This is a genomic window from Bartonella sp. PS7NMGDW, from assembly GCF_042193585.1.
Taxonomy (GTDB): Bacteria; Pseudomonadota; Alphaproteobacteria; order Rhizobiales; family Rhizobiaceae; genus Bartonella; species Bartonella grahamii.
The window spans coordinates 155,811-171,456 of record NZ_JBHILX010000001.1 but is presented as its reverse complement, the minus strand read 5'-3'; the positions used below and the strand labels follow the sequence as shown (position 1 = coordinate 171,456).

Annotated in this window: 9 protein-coding genes; all 9 read left to right on the top strand. The window is 37.3% G+C overall.

Annotated features, from left to right (window positions below):
* Nucleotides 1-262 precede the first annotated feature (262 nt).
* The 9 genes from gyrB (at nucleotide 263) to ahcY (ending at nucleotide 15,644) form a co-directional block, all read left to right on the top strand.
* Complete coding sequence (gene gyrB / locus ACFIKJ_RS00685; protein ID WP_375648995.1) at nucleotides 263-2,695, top strand: DNA topoisomerase (ATP-hydrolyzing) subunit B; 2,433 nt, start codon at nucleotides 263-265, stop codon at nucleotides 2,693-2,695.
* A gap of 118 nt (nucleotides 2,696-2,813) precedes the next feature.
* The gene (gene ubiE, locus ACFIKJ_RS00680) at nucleotides 2,814-3,596 is read left to right on the top strand and encodes a bifunctional demethylmenaquinone methyltransferase/2-methoxy-6-polyprenyl-1,4-benzoquinol methylase UbiE (protein WP_375670143.1); all 783 of its coding nucleotides are present in this window, start codon (nucleotides 2,814-2,816) and stop codon (nucleotides 3,594-3,596) included.
* A 2-nt stretch (nucleotides 3,597-3,598) separates the two neighbouring features.
* Nucleotides 3,599-5,185, top strand: a complete 1,587-nt coding sequence (ubiB, locus tag ACFIKJ_RS00675; RefSeq protein ID WP_375625488.1) for a 2-polyprenylphenol 6-hydroxylase — start codon at nucleotides 3,599-3,601, stop codon at nucleotides 5,183-5,185.
* Nucleotides 5,186-5,253: 68 nt separating this feature from the next.
* Entirely contained in the window at nucleotides 5,254-6,675 is a 1,422-nt protein-coding gene (coaBC, locus tag ACFIKJ_RS00670; RefSeq protein ID WP_375626168.1) for a bifunctional phosphopantothenoylcysteine decarboxylase/phosphopantothenate--cysteine ligase CoaBC, read from the top strand.
* A gap of 1,853 nt (nucleotides 6,676-8,528) precedes the next feature.
* Nucleotides 8,529-9,248: a sulfate transporter family protein gene (locus tag ACFIKJ_RS00665; protein WP_375625490.1), complete on the top strand. Its 720-nt coding sequence runs from the start codon at nucleotides 8,529-8,531 to the stop codon at nucleotides 9,246-9,248.
* A gap of 993 nt (nucleotides 9,249-10,241) precedes the next feature.
* Entirely contained in the window at nucleotides 10,242-11,162 is a 921-nt protein-coding gene (gene accD, locus ACFIKJ_RS00660) for an acetyl-CoA carboxylase, carboxyltransferase subunit beta (RefSeq protein WP_375625491.1), read from the top strand.
* Between the two features lie 4 nt (nucleotides 11,163-11,166).
* Nucleotides 11,167-12,486 (top strand): bifunctional folylpolyglutamate synthase/dihydrofolate synthase, encoded by a 1,320-nt coding sequence (locus ACFIKJ_RS00655; RefSeq protein WP_375651656.1) that lies wholly within the window; start codon nucleotides 11,167-11,169, stop codon nucleotides 12,484-12,486.
* A 43-nt stretch (nucleotides 12,487-12,529) separates the two neighbouring features.
* Nucleotides 12,530-13,528 carry a complex I NDUFA9 subunit family protein gene (locus tag ACFIKJ_RS00650; protein WP_375625493.1) on the top strand — a complete coding sequence of 333 codons (999 nt, stop codon included), beginning with the start codon at nucleotides 12,530-12,532 and terminating at the stop codon, nucleotides 13,526-13,528.
* A 718-nt stretch (nucleotides 13,529-14,246) separates the two neighbouring features.
* The gene (gene ahcY / locus ACFIKJ_RS00645; RefSeq protein WP_375633659.1) at nucleotides 14,247-15,644 is read left to right on the top strand and encodes an adenosylhomocysteinase; all 1,398 of its coding nucleotides are present in this window, start codon (nucleotides 14,247-14,249) and stop codon (nucleotides 15,642-15,644) included.
* Nucleotides 15,645-15,646 lie beyond the last annotated feature (2 nt).

The following is a 15,646-nucleotide window of genomic DNA, read 5'->3' as shown; positions in this document are numbered from 1 at the left end:
TTCACCACGCACTTTAAAAATACTTAATGTATCAAGGTAGTGCTTACTTTCCTTATATCACCGCCCTAAATGACGGAGTTTTACGACATAACAGTACAATCTCATTTCATCATTCTCTTCATTATATATCGACAGATATTGAATCTAGTTCTGATATACGGTAAATGTTTAATGTGGTTATTCCATAAATAACTGATCAGAACATTAAGCTTTAAAAAAGCAGATAGAATATTGTAAATTGAACACAGGAATGGACTAACTTATGAGTGATGAAATAACCTCAGCGGCACAAAGTGATGATTATGGCGCTTCTTCTATCAAAGTCCTCAAAGGTCTTGATGCTGTACGCAAACGTCCTGGTATGTATATTGGTGATACTGATGATGGATCAGGTTTACACCATATGGTCTATGAAGTTGTAGACAATGCTATCGATGAAGCTTTAGCTGGTCATGCTACTCTTGTAAACGTCACACTCCATGCTGATGGTTCTTGTTCTGTTCGTGATAATGGACGTGGGATTCCAACAGATATCCACCCAACAGAGGGTGTTTCTGCAGCTGAAGTTATTATGACACAGCTTCATGCCGGCGGAAAGTTTGATCAAAATTCTTATAAAGTTTCAGGTGGATTACACGGTGTTGGCGTCTCAGTTGTGAATGCATTATCCGTTTGGCTTAAATTGCAAATCAGACGGAATGGTAAAATTCATGAAATATCATTTACCCACGGAGTGGCTGATGCTCCATTAAAAATTATTGGCGATTGCGATAAAGAAAGTGGAACAGAAATCAGATTTTTACCAAGTTCTGAAACTTTTACTATGGTTGAGTTTGATTTTGAAACTTTGGAGCGCCGTTTACGGGAATTAGCCTTTCTAAATTCTGGGGTTTATATTCTCCTTGTTGACGAGCGTCATGCTGATACTAAATCAGTTGAATTACATTATGAAGGTGGATTAACGGAGTTTGTCAAATATATTGATCAATCAAAAAAAGCCCTGCTTGATAATCCTATTTACATTGCAAGTGAAAAGGATGGTATGAGCGTTGATGTTGCCCTATGGTGGAATGATTCTTATCATGAGAAAGTCTTGTGTTTTACCAATAATATTCCTCAGCGTGACGGTGGAACTCATTTGATAGGTTTTAGAAGTGCCCTTACGCGTCAAATTAATGGCTATGCTGAATCTTCAGGTATTGCTAAAAAAGAAAAAGTGAACTTAACCGGTGATGACTGCCGTGAAGGATTAACAGCTATTCTTTCTGTCAAAGTTCCTGATCCAAAATTTTCTTCACAAACAAAGGATAAGTTAGTCTCTTCTGAAGTGCGCCCTATTGTTGAAAGTTTGGTCAATGAAGGTCTTTCAGTGTGGCTGGAAGAACATCCTCATGAAGCAAAACTTCTTATTAGTAAAGTGGTAGAAGCTGCAACAGCACGTGAAGCAGCACGTAAAGCACGTGAGCTCACAAGACGAAAAGGGGCGCTTGATATCACTTCTCTGCCAGGAAAGCTTGCCGATTGCCAAGAACGTGATCCTGCAAAATCAGAAATCTTTATTGTCGAGGGGGATTCGGCTGGCGGTTCAGCAAAAAGTGGGCGCTCACGTCAAAATCAAGCAATTTTACCCCTTCGTGGTAAAATTCTCAATGTTGAACGAGCGCGTTTCGACCGCATGCTCTCATCTGATATGATTGGAACACTTATTACAGCTCTTGGAACGTCTATCGGTAAAGATGAATTTTCACCGGATAAGTTACGTTATCATAAGATTATTATCATGACAGATGCGGACGTTGATGGAGCCCATATTCGAACTTTGCTGCTCACTTTCTTTTTTAGACAAATGCCCGAATTGATTGAACGTGGACATCTTTATATTGCTCAGCCTCCTCTTTATAAAGTATCGCGTGGAAAATCTTCCCAATATATTAAAAATGAAGCAGCGTTTGAAGAATTCTTGATCGATACTGGATTAGAAGAAACAACGCTTGAGCTTTCAACGGGAGAAGTTCGTGCAGGGGCTGATTTGTATCAACTCGCTAAAGATGCTCGTATATTACGTCAACTTTTAAATGGTCTTCATACCCGTTATGATCGTAATATTGTTGAACAAGCAGCAATTGTTGGCGCTTTTAATCTTGAAGTCTTTGCAACACAAGAAAAAGCGCAAAAAATAGCAGATACTATAGCACACCGCCTTAATCTGATTGCTGATGATATGGAACAAGGTTGGAGTGGACAATATACAGCAGATGGAAACTTATGTTTTGAGCGTATTTTGCGTGGTGTTAAAGATGTTGTTACGCTTGATGTGGGACTTATAAATTCAACTGACGCACGCCAAATTGATCGCATTTCTCAAAATTTTATCGACATATATCATCCTCCTGTTCTGTTACGTCGCAAAGATAAAACAGAGCGTATTTTTGGTCCTATGAGCCTTTTAGAAAGCATTTTTACAAATGGTAAAAAAGGTGTTACTCTTCAACGTTATAAAGGCCTTGGGGAAATGAATGCTGAACAGCTTTGGGAAACAACGCTTGATCCTAATGCACGTTCTCTTTTGCAAGTAAAAATTAATGATGCAACCGATGCAGATTCACTCTTTTCTCGTCTCATGGGTGATGAAGTTGAACCTAGACGTATTTTTATTCAAGACAATGCCTTAAGCGTTGCCAATCTTGATATCTAAAGGTACTCTTCTGTTTTTAGCTGTGTAAATGTCGCAGTTTTATACGTTGTTTTTTCGTATTTGAACATTCCCTCTTTATTTCATTTACGATAAAAGAAAAATAAGGAAGGTCATACACATGGCAGTTGAAACAGAACGTGTAGGAGCCAAGGGTGGCATGGAGCACTCTTTTGGTTTTACAAGAGTAGATGAAACACAAAAACAATCCATGGTGGATGGTGTGTTTCATTCTGTTGCTGAAAATTATGACAAGATGAATGATATCTTATCCTTAGGGCTACACCGTGTGTGGAAAAATTCCATGATTTCTTGGCTTTCCCCACCAACACTTTCTCATTGGAAAGTTCTTGATGTCGCTGGCGGTACAGGTGATATTGCTTTTCGTATTCTTAATGCTTCACGCCAAAAAGCCCATGCTACAGTGCTTGATATTAATGGCTCAATGCTCAACGTTGGCAAAAAACGCGCACAAAAAAATGGTCTTGCTCCTCTGATTGATTTTGTTGAAGCCAATGCAGAAAATCTACCTTTTGAAGATCAAAGCTTTGACGCTTACACTATTGCTTTTGGAATTCGCAATGTTCCTCATATTGATCAAGCTCTTAGAGAAGCTTTTCGTGTTTTAAAGCCCGGTGGACGTTTTTTATGTTTAGAATTTTCAAATGTCGAGATGCCTTGGCTCGATAAAATTTATGATCTTTGGTCTTTCCATGCTATCCCTAAGCTGGGTCAATTTATTGCAAATGATGGTGATGCTTATCGTTATTTGGTTGAATCTATCCGCAAATTTCCTAAGCAAGATGATTTTGCCCATATGATCAAGCATGCGGGATTTTCGCGGGTATCGTACCGTAATCTCACCGGTGCGATTGCAGCACTGCATTCAGGTTGGAAAATTTAAAAATGGTGCAAATTTCCCCTTACTTTCAATTGATGCGTGCAGGATGGGTTTTAACACGTGAAGGTGTTTTAAGTGCTCTTCCTCATGATGACCTTCAAGGATTTCCAGCGCTATGTCATCGTATAGCGAGTGCATTAGCACGACGCAAAACAAAAAAAAAACAGCGTTCTGAAAATATTTCGTATGCCATTAATAAGCTTGGACCCTCTTACATAAAACTTGGTCAATTTCTTGCCACAAGACCTGATATTGTTGGGCGTGATATTGCGGAAGATTTGTCACAACTACAAGATCGTGTCCAAACATTTTCTTGCACTGCCGCTGTCGCTCAAATTGAAAGTTCTCTTGGTCGCTCTATCGATGATTTATTCATAAATTTTTATCCCCCCATTGCTGCCGCTTCTATTGCTCAAGTTCACCCAGCTGAATACAGTGATGAAACTGGTCATAAGAAAAAATGTGCTGTAAAAGTTATTCGTCCTAATATCAGAGCGCGTTTTTCTAAAGATCTTAGAGGATTCTATCTCATTGCTCACTTACAAGAGCGCTATATCCCTGCCTCTCGAAGGCTTCGTCCTGTTCGTGTGGTGGATACTTTAGCACAAACAACACGCCTTGAAATGGATTTACGGTTAGAAGCAGCAGCTATATCTGAAATGGCTGAAAATATTCAACATGATACAGGCTTTCGGGTTCCGCGTATTGACTGGGAACGGACAGGACGTAATGTTCTCACAATGGAATGGATTGATGGTATCAGAATATCCGAAATTTCCAAACTCAAAGAAGCAGGATTTGATTTGCAGGCGCTTGCCATTACGCTTATTCAATCTTTTCTTCGTCATACATTGCGTGATGGTTTTTTTCACGCCGATATGCATCCTGGTAATTTATTTGTAGATGCAAAAGGATGTATTGTTGCTGTTGATCTAGGCATTACAGGAAGACTTGGCAAAAAAGAAAAGCATTTCCTTGCTGAAATTCTTTACGGCTTTATTACCCGCGATTACCATCGGGTTGCACGCGCCCATTTTGAAGCAGGTTATGTTCCTTCATACCATAATATTGAAAGCTTTGCGCAAGCCAACCGCGCTATTGGTGAACCAATACACGGACAATCAGCACAAAGCATTTCCATGGCTAAATTGCTCACTTTATTGTTTGAAGTCACTGAATTATTTGACATGCAAACGCGACCTGAACTTTTATTGCTGCAAAAAACGATGGTTGTCGTGGAAGGTGTTGCCCGCACATTAGACCCCACTTTTAATATGTGGAAAGCTTCTGAACCTGTTGTCAAAGAATGGATTAGTAAAAATTTAGGGCCCGTAGGCGTTGCAAAAGACTTTAGTGAAGGAGCGCAAGCTCTCCTTTCGCTGGCACGCAAAACACCACAATTGGTTCAAAATTTCCAACGGATAGAAGAAGATTTAGATCAAATGAGAAAAACAGGTTTTAATCTTTCTCCTGCCACCCTCAAACAACTTGCTGTCGAACAAAGTCGCAGAAACCGTTATGGTCGTTATAGCCTTTTCATCATTGCGCTTTGTTGCGTTTGTCTCACTTTTTACTTTTTTCATCTTTTCTAATTTCCTTAATATGCTAAAAATATCAATAATGAAATCATTGCAATCATTTTATTTCTTGGAGGTATTTTATGGCCAGTATTACTATTCGTAACCTGTCTCCTGAAACCAAAGAAGCTTTGCGCATACGCGCCGCGAAAAATGGTATTTCTATGGAAGAAGAAGTCCGACGCCTTTTAAGCAATCCCACTCCTTACACCACACAACTCTCTCATACTAGTGCTGTTGAAGTGCAATCATTGAAATCAAAATCTCTCCTTCTTATCATTGGAGGAAGTATTGCATCCTATAAAGCACTTGATTTGATGCGCCGTTTACAAGAACGCGGAGCACACTTAAAAGTTGTGATGACAAAAGCAGCACAAAAATTTATTACGCCTTTAGCCGCTGAAGCTTTAAGCGGTAGTACTGTATATACTGATTTATTTTCACGCGAAGAAGAACACGATATTGGACATATCCGATTAGCACGTAATGCTGACCTTATTATTTTAGCCCCTGCTACAGCCAATCGCATTGCAAAAATAGCCAATGGCATAGGAGATGATCTGGCTGATTGCATCCTTTTAGCGGCACGCTGTCCACTCTTAATTGCACCTGCTATGAATCCGTCCATGTGGGCGCATCCGGCCACTATTCGCAATGTTGCACAACTGCGCGCAGATGGCGTTCATATCATTGGACCAGAAATCGGAAATATGGCTGAACGTGACGAGATAGGATATGGGCGCATGAGTGAACCTTTAACGATTGTCGCTACCATAGAGGCTCTTTTGAATGTGCATGAAAAACCTCTCTCTGACCGCCATTTCATCGTTACCTCTGGCCCTACCCATGAACCAATTGATCCGGTGCGTTATCTTGCTAATCGATCTTCAGGAAAACAAGGTCATGCCATCGCAACCGCTCTTGCGCATTTGGGTGCAAAAATAACACTTATTTGTGGACCTGTTAATCTTGCAGACCCACAAGAAGTAAAAACCATTCATGTTGAAACAGCACAACAGATGTTACAAGCCGTTCAAACCGCATTGCCTGCTGATGGTGCCATCTTCGTTGCCGCTGTTTGTGATTGGCGCAGTCAAACGCAGTCTTTACACAAAATTAAAAAGAATGCTCATAAAATACCACCATCCCTTCATATGGTCGAAAATCCTGACATTTTAGCAACGATTGGACACGCTCCAAATCGCCCCTCATTGGTCATTGGTTTTGCTGCTGAAACATGTGATATCATTGCCAATGCGCAAAAAAAATGTGTTGAAAAAGGAGCTGATTTCATTCTTGCTAATGATATTTCTCTTCAACTAGATGGCACAAGTGTCATGGGTGCTGATACAAATCAAGTTTATCTCGTGAGTAAGGAAAAAGTTGAACAATGGCCCCATATGAGTAAACAACACGTAGCGCAAAAATTAGCAAACATGATTGTATCATTTTTTGCCCCCCAAACACCTACTCCTCATGAGGAAAATATACCCCATTTCAAATAATAACCCTTCAAATGCATTCATATTAAAACACCTTATAAAATAGAACTAACAATAGGTGTCTATCTATCTCGATTAGTATACAATATTTTGATTTATAGTGATAATCTAGCGTTGTTCATATTAAATTAGAATCCCGAATATCGTAAGATTCTCTCATTTCAAATCTCTCTCATGTTGAATCAATAAAAACCATTTTCTTGCACGTTGCAAAGAAGGATAGCCGTATGAATACAAAACGTTTAAGAAAGAACTAAAAACGCTTATAATGGACCGTCTCAAGAACAGAGCTGTCGAGCAATACTGAGAGAATGATGGTGCCCGCCGTGCTCTTTTATTAAGTGTAAAGATAGTGGTGCCCTATAAGTTTTATATTATTCACGAGAGCTTTACCCTTATACCATTCACAGGCACTGTTGGGAAATGTTTCTTTAAAAAATTGCCATAGTCTTCATACAAAAGTAGGATCTATTGCACCACTGTCTCCCCAGCTTATAAAAAAACAAGCTATCATTCACTTTGCCTATCATCAATTTTGAGAAAGCTCTTGCACTGAATAAAATTTATAAAAGCATTTTCTTTCTTCAATGTTTTTATCCCGATATTGCTCCTATTTATGATGTGCAAATAAATGATTTTGATTATTTCATGATGAGAGCAGCTAATGAGAAAATATGACAACTTTATTTGAAGCTCTTATTCACTATGAAAAATAATGTAATAAATCAATGTATTGTAACATCTCAATACAATTTGAAGCATATCTTACACTGATGCTCATAAAGAGTGTAGATAAAATTCATTGCACCACTGTCTATAAGTTTATGAAACTGATGCCTTTATTATTTTCCTCAGTGATCGGTCTTTAAAATTAAATGTGTGTGTCCTCTCTCCAGCATACCAAGACCACAAAGACTAGAATTTGATCCATGATATCCTCACATTGTGATGTTTCATGAGAAGCATTTTTAGTCCTTTATCGAAAGCTTTGTATCCATACATTGGTCTCGCCTATAATGTGCAAGTAAATAATTTTTTGATGTTGAATAAAGGCTTTGAAATTAAAGAATATTTCTATATTTTGGATTCTTATTCAAGTTGAAAATGATCAATTCTCTTCATAAATTAGTGGTGTTATTATCTAAAAATTATTTGATACATTGCACCACTTGTATGAAAAGTGCTTCAATGAATTCTTACTTCATTGCACTTATAGCTTTTAAAATTCAAAATCTCATCATTTTTAATCATCAGTGGTGTCTCCCACTCTTTGCTTCTTCTCAAGAAATTACCCTTCCATGGGATATGGACGATCAATCGCCTAAGCTTATTTTCCACTTCTATCATATTAATCATTCTGTTGCCCAAATCAGAATATCTACAAGCTACTACGTTACTCCGATTCCATTGAACTCAATATGTTTTGAATAAAAGCGAGAGGCAAAAGCATGCCGCCAAATAGTATAAAAGTACAGAGCATTAGGAATTGTACAAAACAATTAAGCACGTAGATAAACGAAGTTAGACAACACTACTGAATAAATAGAAGTCAACAACTTTCCTCCCAAATAGTTCTTATTCCTTAATTTTTCACATATATCATATAAACGCAATAACCTGCACTCTGTAGAAAAATATTAAAAATTTCTTCTACAACAGCTGCTTTTTAAATTCTTCTTGATTTTTAAAAATCAAAATTTCTATTTATTCAAATTTTATTTTAAACAAAGAAGCCTTAGCCGTTTTTTATAATGTTCTTGAAAAGAAATCTTGTAATTCAAAAAATAAAAAATTACACTGTGCATTCTTTAAATATATTTCTTGTTTTTTTGCTTCTTTCCTTAGTTTATTAATCTATGATTTTTACTGCTGCCTATCGTGCTTTACAACGTCTTCTGACCTCGCAATATAGTATTATGATACTGAAAGCATTGGGGATTACTTTTTTCATTCTCGCCATTTTATGGTTATGTGTGCACCAACTTTTTGTGTCTTACTTTTGGCCCTGGATTGCTCAGTTTCTTCCTGGACTCCCTAGTTGGGCGGGATGGATTGGTTTTAGCGTGCTTATCATTTTTAATCTTGGTTTGGCTCTTTTGTTGGCTTTTTTGATTGCACCAATCGCAGCTATGATTGGTGGTTTTTTCATTGACTCTGTTGCTGAAATCATTGAAAAAGAGGATTACCCAAACGAGCCTATTGGACAAGCTTTGCCGTTTCAGCGTTCTCTTATCATTTCCTTTAAATTTGTTATTTTAAGCCTTCTTGGTAATGGAATTGCTTTTATTTTATTCTTCATACCAGGTATTAATTTAATCGCTTTTTATGTTATTAATGGTTATTTGCTTGGTCATGAATATTTCTTGTTTGCTGCTTATCGTTTTCGAACAGAGCAAGATGCACGTGCTTTTTTACATACTCATTATACAACGGTTTTTGGTGCAGGATTATTGATAGCGCTTTTTGTTTCGATTCCAATTCTTAATTTATCAACACCGCTTTTTGCAGCCGCCTTTATGACATATTTACACAAAATGCTTTCCCAAAAGACCATGGCACGCATTACACAAAAATAATGTTACTTGACTTTAAGGCTAATAAAACTTGCCAGCCAAAGAAAGCATAATATTAAAATCTTATGCTTTATCTTTTATTAAAGCAATATATTGATTTATAAAGATAATTTATCGTTTCATAACATGAGTGAAAAACCTAAATATCATGAGGCTTTCTCATTTTAATCCTATCCATATTGGATCAATTGAAATCGTTTGTTAATATGTCATAAACGAAGGTGGTGTGTGGATAAAAGTACTTTCAAAAAGGCGTAAAATATCTTTTATGAATCCTCTCAATACAAACATTATCGTCACATTAAAACTGGAAAAGAGTATGATGGTATCGATTTGTACCTTCTATTTCAGTAAAAATGAAGAGCATAATGTATTTTATACCATTCATGGAGAGTGTACACTCTTCTGAGCACCGTCATAAGAGAGTTTTGGGGATTATTGAAAAATATCTGTGTAAAACAAGCACATGAATGAGTAATATGATAGCATTTTTGAGGGTATTCTATTTTAATTGTGAAAAGCGCGCGCTTTAAAAAAACCTTTTGAAAAAAATCTTGCTCTGATGTTAGCGTTTCGCTAATATGGTGTTATCATATACATTATCTTAAATGGATTATTTTAGCCTTGTTAACGCCTTATATTATAAGGTTTCTTTTCTTCAAAACTGTTGATACGAATGATTAATTGGATATTCATTTTTATTGAAAAATAAGGGGGTTGTTAACCATCGCAAGGAGTGAATTTTAATACCAAAGTAAAAAAATAAAAACATGTAAGTTCTTAAACTTATGAGAAATTTGTTATAGGGAATACTCTTCATAGATATGATTGTTATGATATTGGAAAATTAAAAAATTAAAAAACAAGCTATACGTACACTGATAAAAGTATTAAATAGGCTTCTTTGTTACACCGGTAAAGCAAATGTGACTGCTTAGGTTCATATTCTTTCAAATTATGCGAAAGATGTGTAATATTTAAAGGAAGGTTATAAAGATGAACTGGATTACAAATTATGTTCGTCCTAAAATTAATTCTATATTGGGGCGCCGTGAAATTCCAGAAAATCTATGGATTAAAGATCCTACCAGTGGTGAAATGATCTTCCATAAAGATCTGGAAGCTAATCAATTTGTCGCTCCCAATTCTGGCCATCATATGCGTATCAGCGCTAAAAATCGTCTCATGCATTTTTTTGATGATGGTGTTTATACAGCTCTTGAAAATCCAAAGGTTGTAACAGATCCTTTAAAATTTCGTGACGAAAAACGTTATATTGACCGGTTAAAAGATTATCGTTCTAAACTTGGTGTTGATGATAATATTTTAAGTGCACGTGGTACGATTGAAGGCTTACCAATTATTGCAACTGTTCAAGATTTCGCCTTTATGGGTGGATCACTCGGTATGGCTTCAGGAGAAGCTATTATTAAAGCTTTTGACACTGCCATTGCCGAAAGGCGCCCGTTAGTTCTTTTTTCTGCTTCTGGTGGCGCACGCATGCAAGAAGGAACGCTCTCGTTGATGCAAATGCCTCGTACAACTGTAGCGATTGAAATGTTGAAAGAAGCAAAACTTCCCTATATTGTTGTGCTGACTAATCCAACCACCGGTGGTGTTACTGCTTCTTACGCCATGCTTGGTGATATTCACATTGCCGAACCTGGCGCTATGATTGGTTTTGCTGGTCCACGTGTGATTCAACAAACTATACGTGAAACCCTACCAGAAGGCTTTCAAAGTAGTGAATATCTGCTCGAACATGGTATGATTGATATGGTTGTATCGCGTTTAGAAATGAAAACAACAATTGCGCGTCTTTTACGCTTGATGATGAAACGCCCTGCTGTTTTTAACCCTTCCGATCCATCCCCAACAGACTTTCAAACATCGCTTTCTAGGACAAAAGCAGCTTAAGTTTATGCAACAAAGCCAAATACAAAGGGTGGTGGATGATTTACTAAAAAATTATCCGAAAAAATTTGATCTTTCTTTAGAGCGTATTATTCACCTTTTAGAGCGTCTTGGTAATCCGCATTTAAAACTTGCCCCTATTATTCACATCGCTGGAACAAATGGCAAAGGATCTGCCTCAGCAATTTGCCGTGCTCTTTTAGAAAGTGCAGGATACTGCGTTCATGTCTATAGCTCACCTCATCTCGTCAACTGGAATGAACGCTGCCGGTTAGGTCAAAAAGGAGGTGGTCAACTTGTTACAGAAAACCAATTGGCTGAGATAATCCGTGAAATTATAAAAGTAAATCGTCAAGAGCCGATTACTATTTTTGAAATTTTTACAGCCGCTGCCTTTATGCTGTTTAGTATACATCCAGCTGATGTTGTCATTTTAGAAGTTGGTTTGGGAGGACGTTTTGATGCTACCAATGTCATTAACAAACCAGCTGTATCGCTTATTATGCCCATTGATTATGATCATGAAACCTTTCTTGGAAATACAATTGCTCAAATCGCTTTTCAAAAAGGAGGGATTATCAAACCAAATGTTCCAGTAGTCATCGGGAAGCAAAATTATGAAGAAACTCTTGCTACTTTAATACCCCTTGCCGATAAAAATAAAGCACCTTATTCTCTATTTGATCAAGATTATCAAAGTTATAAAGAACATGGACGTATGGTTTTTCAAAACAATCAAGGTCTCATGGATCTTTCACTTCCTAACCTTATTGGAGACCACCAAGTTGCCAATGCTGGCGCATCTCTTGAAGCAGTTTGTCAAGCGGGTTTTCAACTTTCAGAACAAACCATAAATGACGCTTTGAAAAATATCTATTGGCCCGCACGGATGCAACATCTTATCCAAGGACATTTGGTTGATCAACTGTCTCCTAATATTGATTTATGGTTAGACGGTGGTCACAATCCTGCTGCTGGAAAAGTTATTGCGGCAGAACTTACACAATGGAGAAAAAAAACAGATCGTCCCATTATTATGATTGCTGGTATGCTCAATACCAAAGATGCTGTTGGTTATTTTCGTTCCTTAGCGAACCTTGTCGATAAAATATATACGATACCGCTGATTAACAATAATGCCGGTATCTCTCCAATAAAATTAGCTGAATCAGCGCAAAAAGCAGGAATCTTTGCTACTCCACAAGCGCATCTACAAGATGCTTTGCATAAGATTAGAGCCGAATATAAAGAGGCAATTGTCCTTATTAGTGGTTCCCTTTATCTTGCGGGCGATATTTTGCGTGACAATAAAACACCTCCGTGCTAAAAATCGATTATTTTAAAAGCGTTGAAAGATAGACTTTTTAATCATGCAACTTGATTGTGCACTTTATCAACATCCTAAACTTGTTACTGTTTTTGGCGGATCTGGTTTTGTAGGACGACATGTCGTTGAAACTTTGACTAAGCGGGGATATCGCGTTCGTATCGCTGTTCGTTGTCCACAAAAAGCTTATTACATGCTCCAAATAGGAGAAGTAGGACAAACCCAAATGCTTAAAACGGATATCAAGCATCGTGCTTCTGTTGCACGCGCGTTGCTTGGAGCTGATGCGGCAGTGTTTTTACCTGGTAGCTTAAAACAAGCAAATCAATCGAATTTTAAAAACACACAAATTGATGGTGCTTACAATGTTGCTGAATTAACAGCACAAGCTGCTATTCCACTCATCTATATGTCAGCACTTGTGGCTAACGAGAATGCTTCATGTCTTTATGCACGTGTTAAGTTTATGGGTGAACAAATCGTTCATAACAAGCATCCTCAAGCAATTATTATCCGTCCATCCGTTATCTTTGGACCAGAGGATTGTTTCTTTAACACCTTAGCAGATTTGTCACGTTTTTTACCAATTATGCCTCTTTTTGGGGGTGGGCAAAGCAAATTGCAACCCGTGTATGTTGGTGACGTTGCTGAGTTTATCGCGCGCACTTTAGATGGACAGGTTGCTTGGGGAAAAAATTATGATCTTGGTGGTCCCCAGATTATCACCTTTCAAAATACTCTTGAAAATATACTCAAAATTATTCACCGTAAAAAAACAATCCTATCCATGCCCCTTTCTGCTGGTCTATTGATTGGAGGAATTTTGGGAACTATCGGTAAATTGCCTTTTGTACCAACACTCGTAACAGCCAATCAGATACGTTTTTTGCAAATGGATAACATTGTTTCTAAAGAGGCTATAGAGAATGGATATACTCTAGAAGGTGTGGGAATTACTCCCAGAGCAATGGCTGCATTCTTGCCAAGTTATCTTTGGCGATTTCGTCCACATGGTCAATTTTCGCAAAACTTATTCGTCTAGAATAAATTTTTTCAAAACTGAGTTAATTATTTGATTTATAATTTATAGCTCGTTGTTAGCGATTCTGAAATCAGAATGCTCAATAGAGTAATGTTTTTGCGTTTTAAATGCTCTATTCAGTATCACAAAAAATGTTTAATCGTATACCTATAGTATTTTGATAAAAATCGTTGAAAACAAGAGAAAAGCACTTCTTATAAACTGTCTTTATCCAAGAGCAGATGCAACATTGGAATCCTAAAGAACCGATTCTGAATTGCCTATTCATAAATATGATAACCTATGACTTTGCATTATATTATTTTGGTAGAAAGCTTAATAATGAGATTAAAGTAGGGTAATACTTCCTTTTTCAACAACCGCATAAGCGCGTAGAATATAAGTATTCTACTTTCGATATTATCCCATAAAAAATCGATATAAAAACTGTGAAGCAATGCACAATTTTTATTATTTAAAAGGTATTCTCTCTGGAGATTTTTAAAAGCTTTAAAGTTACGTGAAAAGGATAGAGTTTTGTTTATATAATAAGACTTATCATGAAGATCTCTTATTCTTTCAGTAACATCATTACTCAGATTCATAAATGCATATTTGTTGCACAAATTTATGGAGATTTTAAAAGAGCTTTTTCACATAAAGAAGTCCTCTTCTTGTCTTGCATTTTTTTTTAATTTCTCCTACCGTCTTGGAAAAACTTATTTTAAAGGAATAAAGAATGGCAGCTCAAGATTTTGTTGTCAAAGATATTGCACTTGCCGCTTATGGTCGTAAAGAACTTGATATTGCTGAAACTGAAATGCCTGGTTTGATGGCTTGTCGCAAGGAGTTTTCCTCTAATCAACCTTTGCGTGGAGCGCGTATTTCTGGCTCATTGCACATGACAATTCAAACAGCTGTTTTAATTGAAACATTAAAAGCAATTGGCGCCGATATACGGTGGAGCTCTAGCAATATTTTTTCTACGCAAGACCATGCAGCAGCAGCTATCGCCGCAACTGGTATTCCTGTATTCGCCGTTAAGGGTGAAACATTGGAAGAATATTGGACTTATATAGATGCAATTTTCCAATGGCCAGATGGTAATCCTTCCAATCTTATTTTAGATGATGGCGCTGATGCCACAAACTATATTTTAATGGGAAGTCGTGCAGAACAAAATAAAGATATCCTATCGCATCCCAAAACAGAAGAAGAAGAAATTTTTTTCAAACAAATACAAAAGCGTATGGATGCAACGCCAGGATTTTTTACACGACAGCGCGCAGCAATTAAAGGTGTAAGCGAAGAAACCACAACAGGTGTAAACCGTCTTTATCAGTTACAAAAAGAAGGGCTTTTGCCTTTTCCTGCTATTAATGTCAATGATAGCGTCACTAAATCAAAGTTTGATAATAAATATGGATGTAAAGAATCATTGGTCGATGGTATTCGACGTGGAACAGACGTGATGATCGCTGGTAAAACTGCCATTGTCTGTGGTTATGGTGACGTAGGAAAAGGTTCAGCAGCATCTCTTTCTGGTGCTGGGGCTCGTGTTAAAGTAACAGAAATTGATCCTATTTGCGCTCTTCAAGCAGCTATGGATGGCTATGAAGTTGTTAATTTGGATGATGCTGCTTCCAGTGCTGATATTATCATCACGACAACAGGCAATAAAGATGTTGTTCGTTTAGACCATATGCGACAAGTAAAGGATATGTGTATTCTTGGCAATATTGGTCATTTTGATAACGAAATCCAAGTCGCAGCCCTTAGAAATTTGCCATGGACAAATATTAAACCACAAGTTGATATGATCACCTTTCCCGATGGAAAACGCATCATTTTGCTCTCTGAAGGGCGTTTGTTAAACCTCGGGAATGCGACTGGGCATCCCTCTTTTGTCATGTCAGCCTCGTTTACTAATCAAGTTTTAGCGCAAATTGAACTTTTTACCCGTGCAGAACACTATACAAATGAAGTCACTGTTTTGCCTAAACATCTTGATGAAAAAGTTGCACGTCTACATCTTGATCGGTTAGGAATAAAATTAAGTGTTTTATCAGAAGAACAAGCCGCTTATATTGGAGTCACACCACAAGGACCTTATAAACCAAACCATTACCGTTACTAAAC

Bases quoted from the DNA above. Each gene is read 5' to 3' on its own strand.
- gyrB (WP_375648995.1), top strand. From the start codon at position 263: ATGAGTGATGAAATAACCTCAGCGGCACAAAGTGATGATTATGGCGCT.
- ubiE (WP_375670143.1), top strand. From the start codon at position 2,814: ATGGCAGTTGAAACAGAACGTGTAGGAGCCAAGGGTGGCATGGAGCAC.
- ubiB (WP_375625488.1), top strand. From the start codon at position 3,599: ATGGTGCAAATTTCCCCTTACTTTCAATTGATGCGTGCAGGATGGGTT.
- coaBC (WP_375626168.1), top strand. From the start codon at position 5,254: ATGGCCAGTATTACTATTCGTAACCTGTCTCCTGAAACCAAAGAAGCT.
- ACFIKJ_RS00665 (WP_375625490.1), top strand. From the start codon at position 8,529: ATGATTTTTACTGCTGCCTATCGTGCTTTACAACGTCTTCTGACCTCG.
- accD (WP_375625491.1), top strand. From the start codon at position 10,242: ATGAACTGGATTACAAATTATGTTCGTCCTAAAATTAATTCTATATTG.
- ACFIKJ_RS00655 (WP_375651656.1), top strand. From the start codon at position 11,167: ATGCAACAAAGCCAAATACAAAGGGTGGTGGATGATTTACTAAAAAAT.
- ACFIKJ_RS00650 (WP_375625493.1), top strand. From the start codon at position 12,530: ATGCAACTTGATTGTGCACTTTATCAACATCCTAAACTTGTTACTGTT.
- ahcY (WP_375633659.1), top strand. From the start codon at position 14,247: ATGGCAGCTCAAGATTTTGTTGTCAAAGATATTGCACTTGCCGCTTAT.